The sequence below is a fragment of the Pseudomonas sp. MF06569 genome (assembly GCF_059862735.1).
In genome coordinates, this window is record NZ_JCBCUZ010000002.1 from 279,975 (window position 1) to 298,430 (window position 18,456).

Consider the following 18,456-nt stretch of genomic DNA (forward strand, 5'->3'; position numbering starts at 1 on the left):
CCGCTATAAAGGGTTTAACTGTCCACCAGGTAGTGACAATGAACCCCTTTGAAGACATGCGTATTTTTTGCCAGGTCATGGACTCCGGCAGCTTCACGGCGGCGGCCGACCAACTGGGCCTGTCCAAGCAATTCGTGAGCCGACGATTGATGCAACTGGAGGCGCGACTGGGCGTGCGCCTGCTCAACCGCTCTACCCGGCGACTGGACGTCACGCCCCTGGGGCAGACCTATTACGAGTCGGCCATGCGCTTGCTCAACGACGTCGAGCACATGGAGCAGGGCATCGCCGGCCAGACCAGCGAGCCGCGCGGCACCCTGCGGGTCAGTGCGCCGCTGTCCTTTGCGATGGCCCATCTGGGCTGCCTGCTGCCGTTGTTTTTGCAGCGCTACAGCGGCGTGACCGTAGAGGTGGACCTCAGCGACCGGCCAGTGGACTTGCTCAGCGAAGGCTATGACCTGGCCTTGCGCATCGGCGTGCTGGAAGACTCGACCCTGATTGCCCGCCGTATCGCCAGCATCGATCGCGTGTACTGTGCCAGCCCGGCCTATCTGGCCGAGCGGGGCACACCGCTCAAACCCCAGGAGCTGCACGAGCATGATTGCCTGCCCTACGGTCATGGCCGTCAAGTGCAGTGGCGTTTCGAAGGGCAGGGCAAGCCCCTGACCCTCAACGTCAGCGGGCGCATGCGGGTCAATAATGGTGAGTTGCTCAAGGATGCGGCCATCGCCGGGCTGGGGATTACCTACTTGCCGACCTTTATCGTCGGCTCGGCGCTGGAGAGCGGGCAATTGGTCCGGGTGCTGGACGATTACCGCTGCGCGCCGCTGGCGTTATCGGCGGTCTATCCGCAGCACCGCCAGCGCTCGCAGCCGGTGCAGGCATTGATCGAGTTCTTGCGCGAGCGGCTGGATCAGGTACAAGGAGGGTTGTAGGGGGAGTCAGGCTCCCCCTACAACCCGTCAAACGATGGCGGGGTAGTCGGCCATCGTGTCCGGCCACGGGCTCAATACTTCAAAGCCATCGTCGGTCACGGCCACCATGTGCTCCCACTGAGCCGATAGCGCGCCATCTTTGGTGACCACGGTCCAGTGATCGGGCAGGGTTTTGACATGGCGTTTGCCGGCATTGAGCATGGGCTCGATGGTGAAAATCATGCCGGTCTTGAGCCTCATGCCCTGGCCCGGATAGCCGTAGTGCAGCACTTGCGGCTCGTCGTGATAGACCTTGCCGATCCCGTGGCCGCAGTACTCGCGCACGACGCTGAAGCCTTCTTTCTCGGCGAGGGTCTGGATGGCATGGCCGATATCGCCCAGGGTTGCTCCGGGGCGCACCATGCGGATACCGGCGCACATGGCGTCGTAGGTGGTCTTGACCAGATGCCGTGCGGCGGCACTGGGTTCGCCGACGAAGTACATGCGGCTGGTGTCGCCGAACCAGCCATCCTTGACCACCGCAATGTCGATATTGACGATGTCGCCGTCCTGCAGCACCCGGTTCGACGGGATGCCGTGGCACACCACTTCATTGACCGACGCGCACACGGTTTTCGGAAAGCCGTGGTAGCCCACGTTGCCCGGAATGGCCTTCTGCACATTGACGATGTAGTCGTGGCAGATCTGGTCGAGCTGGTCGGTGGTAACGCCCGCCTTTACGTGTTCGCCGATCATGGCCAGCACCTCGGCGGCCAGTTTGCCCGCCACCTTGGACTGGGCAATCTGTGCCGGGCTATTGATAACGACGTTGTTTCTCATTGATTTGCTCCCGCAGTGGCATCAGCCAGTTCGCACACGTGCTTCAAATCGAGACCGCCTTGCAGTTCGGCCTGTATCAGCAAGCGGCAGATCTGGTTGTGATCCAGGTCGGGATGCAATTCGGTCAACATGCCGATACGCATCCAGTGCTCTGCCTGTGCATTGATCGAACGGTTGAGTGCGTTGCTGGCGACCCGCAAGTTTTCATGGGTGGCGTCCGAGATCTTTACGATGCCCATCTGAATGCTCAATATGAAATGTATATGAAACGTATATTAATCGAGAGGGGTGCCCGATCGCAACTCAAAGGTCTGTTTGTCATGGACAGTGCGCAGGGTCGATCCCTATGCTGGTGCCATTAAAAAAACAATCAAGCACACCATGACCCTCAATGCCTCTTTCCATGCGCTGCTCCATTGGCTGGCCCGGCCGCACCGAAGCCTGGTGGCGCGCTATACCCTGCTTTCGGTTTTTGTGATGAGCATTGCGCTGATCACCCTTGCCGTTCTTTACGAGCAATTGGCCAAGGATCTGCTCAACCGCCTGACCGGTGAGCGGCTCGATGCTCAGGCGCTGTCGACGGCAAACCGCTTGTCATCGTTTCTGGATGACCGCTTCTACCAGCTCTCGGCCCTGTCGAATCACCCCAACATGCCTGACTTTATCGCCGACCCGTCACCCCTGATCAGTGACGTGGATTCGTTGCTCAAGCTGGAGGGGGACTTGCCCTTCATGTACGGGGTGCTGTTTTTCGATGAGCAGGACCGGCTGGTCAAGGTATTGCCAGGTCAGTCTGCCTCCGGAGAGCCTTACTGGGGCAGTGAGCACTGGTCCATCGCGGGCCTGGCGGTGCAAAAGGTGGGGGATGTGGAGGTCATTGGCCCGCTGCTGCCCAAGGCGGGAGGTTCGGGCAGCTTTCTGATCCGCAAGAGCGTGCGCAACGGCCGCACCAACCAGCGGGTACGGATTGCGCTGCATCTACGCCTGGCGTCCTTGACCGAACTGCTGGTCAGTGCAGGCATGAGCGGTGTGGTTGCGCCGCTGTTGCGCGTGCCCGGAGGCGAGTTTGTCGACCCCACTGGCCGTCAGGTCAAGGCCCCGACCCAATGGCATGAAGGACCGGTCATTCTGCCGGGCTGGCAGTTGGTCTTCAGCGTGGAACCGGGAGCGATCCTCAAGCCGCTCAACGATGCCCGGTGGTGGCTGTACTGGGTCGCTGCGGGTTTCATCGGTTTTATCCTGATCGTGTTTTTCACCCTGTCCCGGCAACTGCGTTCACGGGTCAGTACGCTGCTGCAAGGTGCCCACCAGCTGTCCATGGGCGACCTGACCTACCGTCTGGCCCGGCAGCCCCGTGACGATGAAATCAGCCATGTAGCCCGGGCGTTCAACGTGATGGCAGAGCGCCTGGCCCAGGTCATGGAAAAAACCGTGCGCACCGAAAACCTCGCGGTGCTCGGTACATTCGCCACCGGTGTTGCCCATGAAGTGCGCAATCCGCTGGCAACCATGAAAACCACCGTCCAGGCCCTGCTGCGCCGGGAGCAAGAGCCGCAACGACGCCTGCTGCTGAGTGATCTGGTCAAGGAAATCGACCGCCTGTCACGGGTCACCAATGACTTGCTGGAGTACGGCAGGCCGCGCCCGGCTCAGCCGCGAGAGGTGTCGGTGGCGCAGCTTTTTGCCCACGCCGCGCATGTGGTCGGGCCCCAGATGCAGGCACGCAACATTGATTTTCAGTGCGCTGCGCCGCCGGACCTGCAGGTGTATATCGACCCGGATCAGGCCCAGCAGGTGTTGCTTAATTTATGCTTGAACGCCTTGCAGGCCAGCAGCGAGGGGCAGGTTGTCCGGCTTGACGCCGAGCCCTGGCAAGGGCGGGTACGTATGGTGGTCACTGATCAGGGCTGCGGTATATCGGCCGCTGACTTGCAGAATATCCGCCAGCCATTCTTCACCCTCAAGGCCCGTGGCACCGGCTTGGGGCTAAGCATTTGCCAGCAGTTGCTGGAGGCCAACGGCGCCCGAATGGAAATCGCCAGCACCGTAGGCGAGGGCACTCGGGTGATACTGGATTGCCCGATGCCGCCATCCCCCCTGCTAGCAGGACACGTCCCAACAGAGAACGAATTGAAGTGAGTCGCTGATGTCCGATGTTCACGTTTTAATCGTCGACGATGAAGAAGCGCTGGTGCGCTCGCTCAGCTATGCCTTGCGTGAGGAGGGCATGCGCATCAGCACGGCCGGCAGTGGCGAAGCGGCACTGCAGCATGCCCTGGATGACATCGACATTGTCCTGCTCGATCTTGGCCTGCCGGGGATTGACGGCATGGCCACTCTGGACGGCTTGCGCCTGCGCTGCCCGCTGCTGCCGGTGATCATGATTTCTGCCCATGGGGATACCCGTGCGGCCGTTCAGGCGGTCAAGGGCGGTGCGACCGATTACCTGACCAAGCCATTTGAACTGGATGACTTGCTCGCCACCATCAGCAGCACCCTGGCCCTTGATGGGTCGGAGCCGGTCGCCAGTGGGGAGTTGGCGGCAGGCCTGCAAGGCCAGAGCGCGGTCATGTTGGCATTGCATGGGGCCGTGCAACGAATTGCCCGCAGTTCGGCAACGCGGATCTTGCTGCTGGGCGAGTCCGGCACGGGCAAGACCCTGGTGGCCCAGGCCCTTCACGGCTACAGCTCACGTGCTGGCTGCGCCTTTATCGAGGTCAACTGCGCGGCCTTGCCGGAACAGTTGATTGAGGCTGAACTGTTTGGCTCCGAAAAGGGTGCCTACACCGGTGCCCATCAAAAGCGTGCCGGGCTGGTCAGCCAGGCCAATGGCGGGACGCTGTTTCTGGATGAAATTGGTGAGCTGCCGTTGAGTCTGCAAGCCAAGCTTTTGCATTTTCTGGAGAACGGAAACTACCGCGCCGTGGGTGCCAGCCAGGCCAGCAGCGCGGATGTCAGGGTGGTGGCTGCCACCAATCGGGACCTGGCCGACGATGTCCGCCTAGGACGGTTTCGTGAAGACCTGTTTTATCGCCTGAACGTGATCACCGTGGATATTCCGGCCTTGCGTGAACGCGAAGATGATCTGCTGCTTCTGGCCCAGTACTTTGCCCAGCGCCAGGCGCTGGAAGAGGGCGTGAGTCCGATCCGGTTTTTGCCTGACTGCGTCGAACGGCTGCGCCGTCATCGCTGGCCGGGCAATGTGCGTGAGTTGAAGAACCTGGTTGAGCGCCTGACCATTCTTTTGCCGGGGCAAGGGATCAGTGCCGGGATGCTGCCGGCGCAGTTGCAAGAATCCCCATTGCCCGACAACACGGCCCTGATGCTGGGTGATCAGCTCGAACGTGCCGAGCGTGAACTGGTCACTGATGCCCTGACCCGCACGGCGGGCCACAAAGGCCTGGCCGCGCAATTGCTGGGGATTTCCCGGCACGCCCTCAAGCGCCGCCTGCAACGCCTGGGCATTGAGCGCTCGCCCGAGCGCTAACCGCTCAGGGTTGCGCGCATGTTGAGCGGATAGCGCTCAACAGGCATCAAACACCCCATCCGTAGCCGCTGCCGAAGGCTGATTGCGGCTGCTGCGGTTACAGGGTGGCGCTTGGCACACCCTTTGCTCTATCCCTCTGGCTGCTCAACAAGAGGCGTTTTCAACGCCCCAAGGAATTTATGCACCCGATGCGTTCATGGCGTTTTTGCGCCCCGGCTTTGGCTGGTCTGCTGATTGGTTCGTCTGCCTGTGCCGAGGTCGGTCGGCTGGAGCTCGGCGTGCCTGCGGCCCAGGCCGATCTGACCATGGGTTGCCTGTATCCGATGACCGAACGTGCGGCCATCTACGGGCAAGACAGCATTGTCGGGATTCAGGTCGCCCTCGATGAATTGCAGGCCCGCCAGCAGGCCGGTGAGCCCGTGCCGCGTTTGCGGGTGATCATTGATGATGATCAGTCCAAGGCCTCATACGGCGTCAGCCTGGCCAGAAGCTTTATCCACAAGGACGGCGTGCAGGTGCTGTGCGGCATGGTCTCGTCGGGGGTGGCGCTGGCGGTCAGCCAACTGGCCCGCCAGGAAAAAGTGCTGATGATCGGCACCGATCACGCGTCTTCGCGCATGACCCTGGAAAACGGCCACCCTTACTACTTCCGTGTGACCAACGACACCTGGACCTCAATGGCGGCCGGTGCCCGTTATCTGCAGGCACTGCAGAAAAAGACCGGCTGGAAGCGCCTGGCCTTTATCGGCCCCGATTACGAATACGGTCACGTGTCGCGGGATGACCTGCACGCCGCCCTGAACCAGTTGGGCGTGAAGTTCGACGACGTGATCGAGCTATGGCCGCGTCTATATGAGCCGGATTACTCGCCCTATATCACCGCGCTGGAGCAATCCAGACCCGACATTATCGTCTCGGCCATTTGGGGCGGCGACTTCCACGCATTCGTCAAGCAGGCGGCCGGTTCCCGCTTGCTGGAGACCTCGCGCCTGGCCAACTTCGACACCGGGGCCAATTTCGACTTTCTGGTTGCCCTGGGTGACAAGGCCCCGGCGGGGCTGATCCTGTCTGCCCGGCACCACAACAACTGGCCGCAAACCGAACGCAACCGCTCGTTTGTCGAGCGCTTTCATCAGTTGAGCGGACGCTATCCAACCTATGCCGCACAGGGCGCCTACACCGGCGTCATGGTGTTGGCCAAAGCCTTTGAAAAGACCGGGGGCGTGACCGACAGCCAGGCGCTGATCCGTGCACTGGAAGGCCTGGAAATCGCCTTGCCGGAAGACCCGCCCGGTACGTACTCGCGCATCGATCCCGTCACCCATCAGATCCAGCAGAGCCAGGCCATTGGCTCGCCGGTGCCCACGACCGCTTACCCGCCTGCCCAACTGATGCTGGGTAACTGGTCGGTGTACTCGGCGCAAGAGCTACAGCTCGACAGCGCCACGCTGAAGCGGCGACTGGCCGCACGAAAACCCGTTGACGAGCCTTAGCCGCTCACTCATCCATTGAGAACCAAGCATGAATAATTCCAAGAAAAGCATGTTGAAACACCCTTTGGCATACGCCATCACTGCTGCCGGTCTGGCCCTGTCCTTGAGTACGGGTGTGCAGGCGGCTGAAAACGGCAAGTTCCGCATTGGTATCGTGACCTTCCTGTCTGGCCCGGCTGCCGGGCCGTTTGGCGAACCGTCGGCCAATGCGGCCAAGGTGCTGGTCGAAGGCCTGAACAAGGGCCAGCTTCCTGCGCCCTACGACAAGCTGGGGATCAATGGCGCTGAAATCGAGGTGGTGATCATCGACGAGGCGGGCGGGGCCGCCAAGCAGGTCGAGGAGTTCCGCAATCTGGTGCAGCGCCAGAAAGTCGATGCGGTGGTGGGCTACATCTCGTCCGGCGACTGCCTGGCCATCGCGCCGGTGGCGGAAGAGCTGGGCGCGATGACGGTGTTCTACGACTGCGGTACGTCGCAGTTGTTCAAGGAAGACAAAACCCCGCAGTACGTGTTCCGCACCAGCCTTGATGCGGCCGTGGACAACATCGGCGCGGCGCGATACCTGGCCAAGGTTCGTCCCGACGCGCAGAAAGTCGCCGGCATTCAGCAAAACTACGCCTGGGGCCAGGACAGCTGGAATGACTTCACCCACTCCATGGAGCAGTTGATGCCCAAGGCCAAGGTGGTCGAATCGCAGATGCCCAAGGTATTCCAGGGGCAGTACGGCGCTGAGATCTCGGCGATCTCGGTCAAGCGTCCGGACATCATTCACTCCAGCTTCTGGGGTGGCGACATGGAGGCCCTGGTGCTGCAAGCCAACGCCCGTGGCCTGCTCGAAGATGCAACGGCTGTCCTGACCTGCGGCGAGTCGGCCATCGACCGCTACAAGGATCAGGCACCCAACGGCATGATCATCGGCGGTCGTGGTCCGTTCGGCGCCTTTGCCCCGGATAACGAACTCAACCGCTGGTTCAAGGACAAGTACGTGGCAGCCTACAAGACCGCCCCGACTTACCCGGCAAGCAAAATGGCCCAGGCGATCCTTGGCCTCAAGCACGCGGCTGAAAACGCCAAGGTCGAGTCCGGGAAAATCCCGACCCCGCTGCAAATCGCCACGGCGTTCAAGGGCTCAACCTTCGAGTCAGTGTCCGGCACCGTGCAAATGGCTCGCGCCGATGGTCATCAGGCCATGCAGGGCATTGCCTACGGCGAGTACCAGTACGACCCGGCGAATAAAAAGGGCAGCGTGCAAAACGTCATCGCCTTTTCCGGTGAGTGCGTGACCCCGCCTGATGGCACCACTGCGCTGGAGTGGATCAAGGCGGGCTTCCCTGGCGCTCAGTGCAACTGATCACTCTCGGGGATGTGCGTCCCGAACCGATTTTGTAGCAGCTGCCGAAGGCTGCGTCCGATTGCGAAGCGATCGTAAAACCCCGCTCCGGGTTTTGACTGAATGATCGCGTGCGCGGGTTTACGACGACTGCGTCGCCGGACGCAGCCTGCGGCAGCTGCTACGAGTTATCGGGGCGCCTCACGTCCTCCTGCAGAATCAAAGACAAGGTAGGACCTCTATGATGAGTCTTTTCGCGGTGCTGATTGACGGCACCATCTATGCCTCGTGGCTGTTTCTGGTGGCCGCCGGGCTCACGGTGATTTACGGGGTGATGCGCATCCTGAACATGGCTCATGGCAGTTTCTATGCCATTGGTGCCTACACCGCTGCCTCGCTCGTGGGCTGGTATTTCAACAACGGCATCGGCCCGGTCTGGGCCGGGTATCTGCTGATGCTGGGCTGCGCGCTGGTGGCGGGCCTGATCGTCGGCCTGATCATCGAGCGAGGCCTGTTGCGCTTTATGTACGGGCGCGACGAAGTGCTGATGGTGATCATCACTTACGCCCTGCTGCTGGTGCTTGAAGACACCATGAAGATGATCTGGGGCGTGAACCCTTATTTCGCTTATCAGCCTTACGCCGAGATGGGCCGCAGCGCCCTGGCCGGACTGAAAGTCTCCAATTACGACCTGATGCTGGTCGGCGTTTCCGCCGTGCTGGGGCTGTGCCTGTGGTTGTGGCTGGAGCGCACACACCAGGGCAAGGTGCTGCGCGCCGTGATTCACGACCGCGAAGTGGCGATGGCCATGGGCGTCAACGTGCGGCGCATGTTCACCCTGGTTTTTGTGCTGGGCACCATGCTCGGCACGCTGGCAGGTGCGTTGACCGCTCCGGCCATTTCGGTGGTGCCGGGCATGGGGGTGGAAATCATCGTGCTGGCGTTTGCCGTGGTGGTGATCGGCGGCATGGGCAGCATCGAAGGCGCCGCAGTGGGCGCATTGCTGGTGGGCTTGAGCCGGGCCGCGGCGGTGCATTACGCCCCGGAGTTCGAACTCTTTGTGATTTACGGGGTAATGGCGCTGGTACTTGCCGTGCGTCCCCAAGGGCTGTTCGGCCGTGTACTGGCGAGGAAAATTTGATATGCGCCTGAGTAAAACCGAATTGATTCTGCTCGGCGTTGCCGTGCTGCTGGCGGCGGGCGGGTTTATCGCGCCGCAATGGCTGGTGTTCCTGCTGACGATGGCCCTGGCCAAGGCCATGGTGGTGCAAGGCGTGGTGATGCAGATGCGCGCCGGGCTGGTGACGTTTGGCCAGGGCCTGTTCTTTTGTGTGGGCGGCTATGCCGTGGGCATGAGCGGGCACTTTCTGGACATCACCGATCTGGCCGTGCTGTTGCTGATCGGAGTGGGCGCCGCCGTGCTGCTGGCCATGCTGCTGGGGCTGTTGATGACCCGCTACCGCGAGATTTTCTTCGCCATGCTGTCGTTGGCGTTCTCGATGATCCTCTACGGCGTGCTGGTAAAAAGCTCGGCCCTGGGCAGCACCGACGGCTTCAACGTCAAGGCCTGGACCCTGTTCGGCTGGACCCCGGCTTCAGGGCAGGCGCCGCTGGCGTTGTTTGTCATCATCGTTGCCTGCTCGGCAGTGCTGGCGGTGTTACTGCATCGCTACAGCCGCAGCAGCGCCGGGATGATGTGCGAAGCCATTCGTGAAAACGAAGTGCGGGTTGAATACCTGGGCCAGTCCCCACGCTGGGTGCTGTACATGAACTACGTTGCGGCTGCCGCGGTGTCGGCATTGGGCGGTGGTTTCATGGCCTTGTCTGCCGGGCACATCGACCCTGAAATGGCCTACTGGATCACTTCGGGCGAATTCGTCTTTATCGCGCTGCTGGGCGGTACCGCCCATGTTGCAGCACCGTTCATTGCAGCCATTCTGTTTGCCGTGGTGCGCACCTACGCCATCGAACTGGTGCCACACAGCTGGCAGATGATTTTGGGGTTCACCCTGCTGGCAATCATCGTATTTCTGCCTAAAGGCTTGTGGAGCCTGTTCACCGGGCAAGCACGGAGAGCAAAAGCATGAGTTGCATCCTCGAAACCAAGGGCCTGTGCAAATCGTTCGGCGCCGTCACGGCGGCCAAGGATGTGAATGTTCGCATCCACAAAGGCGAAGTGGTCGGCGTGATCGGTTCCAACGGCGCGGGCAAGACCACGTTTATCAACATGGTCACCGGCTACCTGAAACCCAGCAGTGGCGAGATTCTGTTCAACGGCCAGTCCATCATCGGCCACACCCCTCGGGCAATCACTCGGGCGGGCATGGCCCGTTCGTTCCAGGTGGCGCAGTTATTCCCGCAATTGAGCGTGCTGGACAACCTGCTCATCGCCGTATCGGCCGCACAAAGCCCGTTTCCGTCGTTGCTGGCGCCCATGCGCAATGCATCCCGCATCGCCCAGGCAGATGCGATCCTCGCTGAATTCGACATCAGCCGCTGGCGCGACACGCCGGTCACCGCCGTGCCCCAAGGCGTGCGCAAACTGATCGACATTGCGATGGCGCTGATCGGTGATCCGCAAATGCTGCTGCTCGACGAACCCACCAGCGGGGTGAGCGCCGAGGAAAAAACCGCATTGATGGACACGGTGATGCGGGTTGTCGCCCAGCATCAGGTCACGGTGCTGTTCGTTGAACATGACATGGACGTGGTGCGCCGCTATGTGTCGCGGATTCTGGCCTTCTACAGCGGTGAAGTCCTGGCCGATGGCGCACCCGAGGCCGTGCTGGCCAACGCGCGGGTGCAAGAGTTTGTGACCGGTGGCCCGAACGCTCACAAGAGGGCAGCGCAATGAGTCTGGATATTCGCAATCTGCACGTTTCGATCGAAGGCGTGCCCATCCTCCATGACGTGTCCCTGCAGGTGGGAAGCGGCCAGATGGTTGGCCTGATTGGTCACAACGGTGCCGGCAAAACCACCCTGATCCGCGCCATCATGGGCCTGCTCGACGCCGATTCCGGTTCGATCACCTTTGCCGGTCAGGACCTGCGCGGCCTGCCCGGGTTTACCCGCGCCGGTGCCGGTATCAGCTACCTGCCCGAAGACCGTCGCCTGATCCCGTCGTTGACCGTGGAAGAAAATATCCTGCTGCCGGTCTGGGCCAATAAGTTGGCCGACAGCCAGCGCCGCCTGGAGTGGGTCTACAGCCTGATCCCGGAAATCGCCCAGTTTCGTGACCGCAAGGCCATGCAATTGTCCGGCGGGCAACAAAAGCTGGTGGCACTGGCGCGGGCATTGATGCCGGGCAACAAGTTGCTGCTGCTCGATGAGCCCTTCGAAGGTGTGGCGCCGGTGCTGTCCCGGCGTTTGAGCGAGGTGATTGCCAAGCTGGGTCAGGAAGGATTGTGCGTACTGATTTCTGAATCTGATGACACTCACTCTGCCGATCTGGTCGATGCGTTGTTTCGCATTGAGCGCGGCAGCGTGACCGTAGGGTAGGGACCACAATGTCAAAATTCATCTTTGAAACCACACCGCGGGTGATCTGCGAAATCGATGGTGCGCTGCGCCTTGGCGCCCTGTGCCGCGAACTGAAAGCCGAGCGCGTGCTGCTGATCAGCGACCCGGGCCTGCTGCGTGCGGGGCTGCTGGATGCACCGCTGCAGGCCATGCGCGACAGCGGATTGCAGGTCACGTTGTACAGTGACGTGCAGGCCGATCCGCCTGCGGCATCGGCGCAGGACGCGGTTGATGTTGCGCGTCAATGTCGTGCTCAGGCGGTTATCGGTCTGGGCGGCGGCAGCTCCCTGGACACGGCCAAACTGGTGGCTTTGCTCTGCGGTCACACACAGTGCCTGGAGGACATCTACGGCATTGGCCTTGCCAAGGGGCCACGGCTGCCGCTGATTCAGGTTCCGACCACGGCAGGGACAGGTTCGGAGGTGACGGCGGTGGCGATTGTCACCACCCCCAGCCATGAGAAAAAGGGCGTGGTCAGCCCCTTGTTGTACCCCGACATCGCCTTGCTCGATGCACGGCTGACGGTTGGCCTACCCGCAGCGGTCAGCGCCATGACCGGGGTCGATGCGATGGTGCATGCCATCGAGGCTTACACCAGCGTGCACAAAAAGAACGTGTTGTCCGACGGACTGGCCGTTCAGGCCCTGACCTTGCTGGCGGCCAACATGGACCGGGTGCTGGCCGAGCCCGGTGACTTGCAGGCGCGATCGGACATGCTGCTGGGCTCGATGCTCGCCGGCATGGCATTCGCCAATGCACCGGTGGCGGCGGTGCACGCGCTGGCCTATCCATTGGGCGGGCATTTCCATGTGCCCCACGGGTTGAGCAATGCCCTGGTGCTGGTGCCCGTGCTGAACTTCAATCGCTCAGCGGCCGAGCCGCTCTATGCGCAACTGGCCGCGGCGGTGTTGCCGGGCCAGCGGTTTGCCAGTGCGGCCGAGGCTTGCGATGGCTTTATCGATTTCATGACCGGTCTGGTGGCGCGCATGCCATTTGCCCAACGCCTGCATGAAGTGGGTGTCACGGCTGAGGACCTTGACCGGTTGACCGATGACGCGCTGAAAGTCGAGCGCCTGCTGATCAACAACCCGCGCCCGCTTGACCGCGACGACATCTACGGCATTTACGCCTCGGTGCTGTAGGCACGCTTATTACAGGAGTTAGTCATGAACCATGAATTCAGAAGTGTGCCGCGTATCGTCTGTGAAGTCGGGGCATTACAGGAAGTCGGTTACGTATTCAGAGGCCTGGGCGCACAGCGTGTGATGCTGGTGTGTGACCCGGGCATTGTCAGCCTGGGCTTTGCCGGGCAGGCCCGCAAAGTGCTTGAGGCGGCAGGTTGCGAAGTGGCGGTGTTTGATCAGGTTGCGCCCGATCCGTCATCGGCGCTGGTTGAACGGGCAGTGAAACAGGCGCAAGGGTTCAAGGCCGATGGGGTACTGGGACTGGGCGGTGGCAGTTCCCTGGACGCGGCCAAACTGGTGGCGTTGCTGATCAACAGCGAGCAACCCCTGGAAGACTTGTACGGCACCGACAAGGCCCTGGGCCAGCGCACGCCGCTGGTCTTGATGCCTACCACCTCGGGCACCGGTTCCGAGGTGACGTGGGTCTCGGTGATTACCGACACGCAACAGCGTAAACAGGCGGTTTATTCGCCTCAATTGCTGCCGGATGTGGCGATTCTCGACCCGCAACTGACCCTCGGCCTGCCAGCGAAAGTGACAGCGGCTACGGGGCTGGATGCGATGGTGCATGCCATCGAGGCCTACACCAGTCGCACCCGTAAAAACCCGATCTCCGATGGTCTGGCGACCGCGGCCCTGGCACTGCTGGGTGCCAACTTGCCCAAGGTTCTGGCCAACGGCCAGGACCTGGAAGCGCGTACCGCCATGTTGCAAGGTTCATTGATGGCAGGCATGGCGTTCGTCAATGCGTCGGTGGCGGCCATCCATGCGCTGGCTTACCCGCTGGGGGCACGTTTTCATATCCCTCATGGCCACGCCAATGCCCTGGTCATGGCGCCGGTGATCCGTTTCAACCTGGCCAGCGCTCAGCGCCACTACGCCGAACTGGCCGCGCACCTGCTGCCAGACCAGCATTTTGACAATGAGGCCAGCGCCGCCGAAGCGTTTGTCCAGGCCGTCGAGGGGCTGGTCAGAGCCAGTGGGCTGGAGCAGCGCCTGTCGAATTTGAACGTGGATCAAGCGTCACTGCCGGTGATGGCCAGTGAGGTAGTGGTGGGCATTCGTCGGCTGATCGACAGCAATCCCTGTGACATGACCGAGCAAGACGTGGAGGCCATTTACCGAAGCATTTACTAGCGCAACCCGTCGCTACAGGTCTCGTCGTCCACTACGCGTCGTAGCAGTTGACGAGTTGAACGAGGCTACGTTCGATCGCGAAGCGGTCGTAAAGCCAGTACACGCGGTATGCCTGATGAACCGTGAAAGCTGATTTTACGACGGCTACGTCGGGGTACCGCATCACGCCGGACGCAGCCTCGTTCTACTCGTCAGCTGCTACAGAAACCCCTCTGTCATTGAAAAATGACGCGCCTGTCGCCAATCAGGCGCGTGCTGCTTCAGTGCGTTGCCAGTGTGTCCAGCGACGTGTCGACATACCCCTTGGCCAGCTCCACCAAGTGCATGACCGACAACACCAAATCGCGCGCAGGCCCGCTCAAGCCATTCCCCGCCTCATTCGCGCAAGCACCCGCACAGCGCAACAAGTCTGACGCCTGGGCCAAAGCCGCTTCTGAATTGACACTGTGCGGGATGGCCAGCATGGCCGTGCCCATGGGGCGATAAGGCTTATGGTTTTGCAGGTAGTAACTGAGCGCACGTTCGACGGCGGCACGGTCCAGCAACGGGTCGTGACTGTCAGCAGCATCGAGGGGTAAAGCAGGGGGATCGGGGGTGATTTTTTTCATGGCGTAACTCCGATTGTACTCAAGGAGCTGCCAGCACTCACGAGAATGAAAGCGAAACGTCGTACGAAATGACTGATTTCCAAGGCCTGAACACCACGTGTAGTCGCTGCCGCAGGCTGCGATAAGGGCCGAAGGCCCTTCAAGCAGGGTCGCTGCGCAACCCCTCGCAGCCTCGCTTCGCTCCTCAGCGACTACAGGTTTCGTCGTCAGTTGCTACGGATCGCGAGTACCACCCACCTCGCCCTGGGGGCGAAACCCATAGTTCAGTTGGACACAAACGCTGGAGATGTACTCGAAATACCTGTTTTACGCGCAGCCACTAGAGGAACGCGTTTGACCGGCAACAGAGTACCCACAGAGTTGCTCAACGCCACAAATTGACTTTGGCCAGATCGATCAGCTCCCGTGCGCGGCCGTCCATCACTGTCTTGAGCATAAACAGGCTGAACCCCTTGGCCTGCTCGAAGGTTTTGGTCGGCGGCATGACCAGCTCCTGGCGGGCGCTGACTACGTCCACCAGCACCGGGCCATCATGGCTGAAAGCTTCGCGCAGTGCGGCTTCCAGCTGTGCCGGGTGCTCAACCCGTATCCCTTTCACGCCCATGGCCTGGGCCATTGCCGCAAAGTTCGGGTTTTTCAGGTCGCAGCCCACATCCGGGAAGCCCGCGGCTTTCATTTCCATTTCCACAAAGCCCAGGGTGCCGTTGTTGAGTACGATGACCTTGACCGGCAAACCCACCTGATTGAGGGTCAGAAAGTCGCCCATCATCATGGTGAATCCGCCATCCCCAGACATTGAAATGACCTGGCGATCAGGAAATGTCGCTTGCGCCCCGATGGCCTGCAGCATGGCATTGGCCATCGAGCCGTGATTGAACGAGCCGATCAGGCGCCGTTTGCCATTCATCTTCAAATAACGGGCAGCCCATGCGGTAGGCGTGCCGACATCGCAGGTGAAAATCGCATCCTCTGCCGCCAGTTCACTGACCAGGCGATTGAGGTACTGCGGGTGGATGATCGAACTGTTGGGGCTGCTTTCAGCCAGCGCATCGAGGTCTTCGCGGGCTTTTTTGTAGTCGGCGCGGGCGGCATCGAGGTGTTCGTGATCGGGGTTTTGCATCACTTTGGGCAGCACCGCCTGTAGCGTGAGCTTCACATCACCCAGCAGGCCCAATTGCAGCGGGCAACGGTTGCCCAGGGCTTCGGGGCGCAAGTCGATTTGCGCGATGTAGCTGTGCTGCGGGTAAAACTGGCGATACGGAAAATTGGTGCCGAGCATCAACAAGGTGTCGCAGTTCATCATCGCCTTGTAACCCGAGGCGAAGCCGATCAGTCCGGTCATGCCGACGTCATAGGGGTTGTCGTATTCGACATGTTCCTTGCCGCGCAGGGCATGCACGATGGGCGCGTTCAAGCGCTCGGCCAGCGCCAGGATTTCGCTATGGGCGCCGGCGCAGCCTGCGCCGCACAGCAGCGTGACCTTCTTGCCATCATTGAGAAACGACGCCAGCCGGTCGATATCGGCCGGGGCAGGGCAAATCATCGGTTGGGCAGGCTTTATCCATTGCGGGACTTTGGCCTCGGTGGCCTGCAGCGCTACATCGCCGGGAATCACGACGACCGCGACCCCGCGTTTGGCGATGGCCACGCGCATGGCCCGCTGCAGAATCTGCGGCAACTGCTCGGGATGGGACACCAGTTCGACGTAGTGGCTGCATTCCTTGAACAGGCTTTCGGGGTGGGTGGCCTGGAAGTAATCGATACCGATCTCACTGCCGGGAATATGGGCGGCCAGCGCCAGTACCGGTACGCCACTGCGATGGGCGTCGAACAGGCCATTGATCAAGTGCAGGTTGCCCGGCCCGCAACTGCCGGCGCATACCGCCAGCTCGCCAGTCAAATGGGCCTCGGCCCCAGCGGCAAAAGCAGCGGACTCCTCATTGCGCATATGGATCCACTCGATCTGCTCCTGGCGGCGCAGGGCATCGGTAAAACCGTTGAGGGAATCGCCCACCACGCCGAACACGCGTTTTACGCCGGCTTGCTGCAGGGTTTCGGTGATGAAATCGGCAACCGTTCTGGTCATGGGGCTGGCTCCTCGAAGCAGTAAGGTGGATCAAGCAGGATAGACACTGCATGCGACCTTGCCGGTCTTTGAAACGTTCACCGGCCTGCGGGATGGGAATGTTTAGCGCAGGTGTAACCAAAGGTATAAAACCCTGCATTTAAACAAACGGGCCAGCCGTGTGAGGCTGGGGTCCCTTTTTGGCAACGGTTGCAGGTATGAGGCGTGGTCTGAGCAGTATTCAGTGCCAACGGCAGTCGCGCGCTCCTGCCGTGCGGCGTGTGCCATGCCTGCCCTCAGAACTGGCTTTCTGGGCCCTGTTTCACTGCCGCCATGCCCGCCCGCCGGATGCTCGTTAGCCGTTAAATCCTGACTGTCGCGTACCCTCAAGGGGGGCGCCTGCCTGATACGAATCTACGAGTATTGCCATGAGTGCCTCAACCGCGTTTGCCCCGCTACAAGAAGCCCTGGATTTTCTGGAACAGCACCCGGACATCGAGATGTTCGAGCTGTTCATCATCGATAACAACGGCGTGCCCCGGGGCAAGTTGCTGCACCGCGACGAATTGCGGGCGGTGTACGAGAGCGGACGGCCGCTGCCCAGCACAATTCTGGGGTTGAGCATCAATGGCGATGATGTGGAAAACACCGGGCTGGTATGGGATGTGGGTGATATCGATTGCCGCGCTTACCCGGTCAGCGGCAGTTTGCAGCGCATGCCGTGGCGCTTGATTCCAACGGCGGCAGTGCAAGTCAGCATGCACCCGCAGCAGGGAATGCCCGCCACCGTGGCCGACCCCAGGCACTTGCTGGCCAAGGTGATCGACGGCCTCAAGGCGGACGGTTACTACCCGGTGATGGCGGCAGAGCTGGAGTTTTATCTGCTCGATCAGCAGCGTGACAGCAATGGTCGCCCGCAACCGGCGCGCGATGCCGATGGTCAGCGTCCGCGCGCTACCCAGGTGTACGGGCTGCGTGAGCTGGAGCAAATCGAGCCGTTTCTAGCCGACCTTTACAGCGCCTGCAAGCTGCAAGGGATCCCGGCCCGCACGGCGATTTCCGAGTACGCACCGGGGCAAGTGGAAATCACCCTGGAGCACCGCAGCGACGCGCTGCAAGCGATGGACGAGGCCGTGCGCTACAAGCGCCTGGTCAAGGGCGTGGCGCACAAGCACGGGATGGTTGCCTGCTTCATGGCCAAGCCATTCGATGACCTGGCCGGAACCGGCATGCACATGCATGTGAGCCTGGCCGACAAGGAGGGCAACAACCTGTTTGCCAGTGAGGCGCCGGACGGTACGCCGTTACTCAGGCAGGCGGTTGGGGGAATGCTCAGTACCTTGCTCGATTCGTTGTTGATGTTTTGCCCCAATGCCAACTCGTATCGCCGTTTTCAGAGCAACAGCTATGCGCCGCTGGCCGCGACCTGGGGCGTGGACAATCGCACGGTGAGCTTGCGGATCCCGGGTGGTCCGGCGTACTCGCGGCATATAGAACACCGTATTTGTGGCGCCGACGCCAATCCCTACCTGGCCGCAGCTGCCATTCTGGCCGGTATTCATCGTGGCATTCGTGAGCAGCTCGATCCGGGCGCGCCGATTGAAGGCAACGGGTATGCCCAGGCCACCGAAATGCTGCCGAACGACTGGCTGACCACCTTGCGGGCGCTGGATGGCTCGCAGTGGGCGAAAGAGGCGTTCGGGCCAGCCTTCTTGAAGGTGTACCTGGCCGTGAAGAAATCGGAGTACCGACAGTTCATGGGTGAGGTGGGTGAGCAGGACTGGCGTTGGTATTTGCAGCAGGCGTGAACACAGGGTCGACAGCGGCTACAACGAAACTGCTTCATCCCTGTGGTTTTCATGCTTCTGTGACAATTTTT

General features: G+C 61.2%; 16 protein-coding genes. 12 read left to right on the forward strand and 4 right to left on the reverse strand.

Annotation, left to right across the window (positions count from 1 at the left end):
* Positions 1–38 precede the first annotated feature (38 nt).
* On the forward strand, positions 39–935 hold the full coding sequence (locus AC19YQ_RS03690) for a LysR family transcriptional regulator (RefSeq protein ID WP_326398280.1): 897 nt from the start codon (positions 39–41) through the stop codon (positions 933–935).
* Between the two features lie 27 nt (positions 936–962).
* Here the strand turns inward: AC19YQ_RS03690 and map are convergent, their stop codons facing one another.
* Both map and AC19YQ_RS03700 read right to left on the reverse strand, forming a co-directional pair.
* Entirely contained in the window at positions 963–1,754 is a 792-nt protein-coding gene (gene map / locus AC19YQ_RS03695; RefSeq protein WP_500594605.1) for a type I methionyl aminopeptidase, read from the reverse strand.
* Positions 1,751–1,993: a ParD-like family protein gene (locus tag AC19YQ_RS03700; protein ID WP_133077793.1), complete on the reverse strand. Its 243-nt coding sequence runs from the start codon at positions 1,991–1,993 to the stop codon at positions 1,751–1,753. Before AC19YQ_RS03700 ends, map begins: the two co-directional genes overlap by 4 nt.
* Positions 1,994–2,135: 142 nt before the next feature.
* On the opposite strand from AC19YQ_RS03700, the gene AC19YQ_RS03705 reads away from it, so the two are divergent.
* The 10 genes from AC19YQ_RS03705 (at position 2,136) to AC19YQ_RS03750 (ending at position 13,904) form a co-directional block, all read left to right on the forward strand.
* The gene (locus AC19YQ_RS03705) at positions 2,136–3,893 is read left to right on the forward strand and encodes an ATP-binding protein (RefSeq protein WP_133077792.1); all 1,758 of its coding nucleotides are present in this window, start codon (positions 2,136–2,138) and stop codon (positions 3,891–3,893) included.
* A gap of 7 nt (positions 3,894–3,900) precedes the next feature.
* Positions 3,901–5,241, forward strand: a complete 1,341-nt coding sequence (locus AC19YQ_RS03710; RefSeq protein WP_500594606.1) for a sigma-54-dependent transcriptional regulator — start codon at positions 3,901–3,903, stop codon at positions 5,239–5,241.
* Positions 5,242–5,429: 188 nt separating this feature from the next.
* On the forward strand, positions 5,430–6,734 hold the full coding sequence (locus AC19YQ_RS03715; RefSeq protein WP_500594607.1) for an ABC transporter substrate-binding protein: 1,305 nt from the start codon (positions 5,430–5,432) through the stop codon (positions 6,732–6,734).
* Between the two features lie 28 nt (positions 6,735–6,762).
* Complete coding sequence (locus AC19YQ_RS03720) at positions 6,763–8,085, forward strand: ABC transporter substrate-binding protein (RefSeq protein WP_133077789.1); 1,323 nt, start codon at positions 6,763–6,765, stop codon at positions 8,083–8,085.
* 220 nt (positions 8,086–8,305) lie between these two features.
* Positions 8,306–9,205, forward strand: a complete 900-nt coding sequence (locus AC19YQ_RS03725) for a branched-chain amino acid ABC transporter permease (protein WP_133077788.1) — start codon at positions 8,306–8,308, stop codon at positions 9,203–9,205.
* 1 nt (position 9,206) lies between these two features.
* Positions 9,207–10,151 (forward strand): branched-chain amino acid ABC transporter permease, encoded by a 945-nt coding sequence (locus tag AC19YQ_RS03730; protein ID WP_326398276.1) that lies wholly within the window; start codon positions 9,207–9,209, stop codon positions 10,149–10,151.
* Positions 10,148–10,918 (forward strand): ABC transporter ATP-binding protein, encoded by a 771-nt coding sequence (locus AC19YQ_RS03735; RefSeq protein WP_133077786.1) that lies wholly within the window; start codon positions 10,148–10,150, stop codon positions 10,916–10,918. Before AC19YQ_RS03730 ends, AC19YQ_RS03735 begins: the two co-directional genes overlap by 4 nt.
* A complete protein-coding gene (locus tag AC19YQ_RS03740; protein ID WP_133077785.1) occupies positions 10,915–11,562 on the forward strand; it encodes an ATP-binding cassette domain-containing protein in 648 nt (215 codons plus the stop codon). The genes AC19YQ_RS03735 and AC19YQ_RS03740 overlap by 4 nt, the downstream gene beginning before the upstream one ends.
* A gap of 8 nt (positions 11,563–11,570) precedes the next feature.
* On the forward strand, positions 11,571–12,725 hold the full coding sequence (locus AC19YQ_RS03745) for an iron-containing alcohol dehydrogenase (protein ID WP_500594608.1): 1,155 nt from the start codon (positions 11,571–11,573) through the stop codon (positions 12,723–12,725).
* Between the two features lie 24 nt (positions 12,726–12,749).
* On the forward strand, positions 12,750–13,904 hold the full coding sequence (locus tag AC19YQ_RS03750) for an iron-containing alcohol dehydrogenase (protein WP_500594609.1): 1,155 nt from the start codon (positions 12,750–12,752) through the stop codon (positions 13,902–13,904).
* A 260-nt stretch (positions 13,905–14,164) separates the two neighbouring features.
* On the opposite strand, the gene AC19YQ_RS03755 is transcribed toward AC19YQ_RS03750, so the two are convergent.
* Both AC19YQ_RS03755 and poxB read right to left on the reverse strand, forming a co-directional pair.
* The gene (locus tag AC19YQ_RS03755) at positions 14,165–14,512 is read right to left on the reverse strand and encodes a DUF6124 family protein (RefSeq protein ID WP_500594610.1); all 348 of its coding nucleotides are present in this window, start codon (positions 14,510–14,512) and stop codon (positions 14,165–14,167) included.
* 364 nt (positions 14,513–14,876) lie between these two features.
* Positions 14,877–16,598, reverse strand: coding sequence for a ubiquinone-dependent pyruvate dehydrogenase (gene poxB / locus AC19YQ_RS03760; protein ID WP_339474261.1), 1,722 nt, complete (start codon positions 16,596–16,598; stop codon positions 14,877–14,879).
* A 407-nt stretch (positions 16,599–17,005) separates the two neighbouring features.
* On the opposite strand from poxB, the gene AC19YQ_RS03765 reads away from it, so the two are divergent.
* Positions 17,006–18,385: a glutamine synthetase family protein gene (locus AC19YQ_RS03765; RefSeq protein ID WP_500594611.1), complete on the forward strand. Its 1,380-nt coding sequence runs from the start codon at positions 17,006–17,008 to the stop codon at positions 18,383–18,385.
* Positions 18,386–18,456 lie beyond the last annotated feature (71 nt).

Bases quoted from the DNA above. Each gene is read 5' to 3' on its own strand.
- AC19YQ_RS03735 (WP_133077786.1), top strand. From the start codon at position 10,148: ATGAGTTGCATCCTCGAAACCAAGGGCCTGTGCAAATCGTTCGGCGCC.
- AC19YQ_RS03745 (WP_500594608.1), top strand. From the start codon at position 11,571: ATGTCAAAATTCATCTTTGAAACCACACCGCGGGTGATCTGCGAAATC.
- AC19YQ_RS03720 (WP_133077789.1), top strand. From the start codon at position 6,763: ATGAATAATTCCAAGAAAAGCATGTTGAAACACCCTTTGGCATACGCC.
- AC19YQ_RS03690 (WP_326398280.1), top strand. From the start codon at position 39: ATGAACCCCTTTGAAGACATGCGTATTTTTTGCCAGGTCATGGACTCC.
- AC19YQ_RS03730 (WP_326398276.1), top strand. From the start codon at position 9,207: ATGCGCCTGAGTAAAACCGAATTGATTCTGCTCGGCGTTGCCGTGCTG.
- AC19YQ_RS03755 (WP_500594610.1), bottom strand. From the start codon at position 14,512: ATGAAAAAAATCACCCCCGATCCCCCTGCTTTACCCCTCGATGCTGCT.
- AC19YQ_RS03740 (WP_133077785.1), top strand. From the start codon at position 10,915: ATGAGTCTGGATATTCGCAATCTGCACGTTTCGATCGAAGGCGTGCCC.
- AC19YQ_RS03700 (WP_133077793.1), bottom strand. From the start codon at position 1,993: ATGGGCATCGTAAAGATCTCGGACGCCACCCATGAAAACTTGCGGGTC.
- map (WP_500594605.1), bottom strand. From the start codon at position 1,754: ATGAGAAACAACGTCGTTATCAATAGCCCGGCACAGATTGCCCAGTCC.
- AC19YQ_RS03710 (WP_500594606.1), top strand. From the start codon at position 3,901: ATGTCCGATGTTCACGTTTTAATCGTCGACGATGAAGAAGCGCTGGTG.
- poxB (WP_339474261.1), bottom strand. From the start codon at position 16,598: ATGACCAGAACGGTTGCCGATTTCATCACCGAAACCCTGCAGCAAGCC.
- AC19YQ_RS03725 (WP_133077788.1), top strand. From the start codon at position 8,306: ATGATGAGTCTTTTCGCGGTGCTGATTGACGGCACCATCTATGCCTCG.
- AC19YQ_RS03705 (WP_133077792.1), top strand. From the start codon at position 2,136: ATGACCCTCAATGCCTCTTTCCATGCGCTGCTCCATTGGCTGGCCCGG.
- AC19YQ_RS03715 (WP_500594607.1), top strand. From the start codon at position 5,430: ATGCGTTCATGGCGTTTTTGCGCCCCGGCTTTGGCTGGTCTGCTGATT.
- AC19YQ_RS03765 (WP_500594611.1), top strand. From the start codon at position 17,006: ATGAGTGCCTCAACCGCGTTTGCCCCGCTACAAGAAGCCCTGGATTTT.
- AC19YQ_RS03750 (WP_500594609.1), top strand. From the start codon at position 12,750: ATGAACCATGAATTCAGAAGTGTGCCGCGTATCGTCTGTGAAGTCGGG.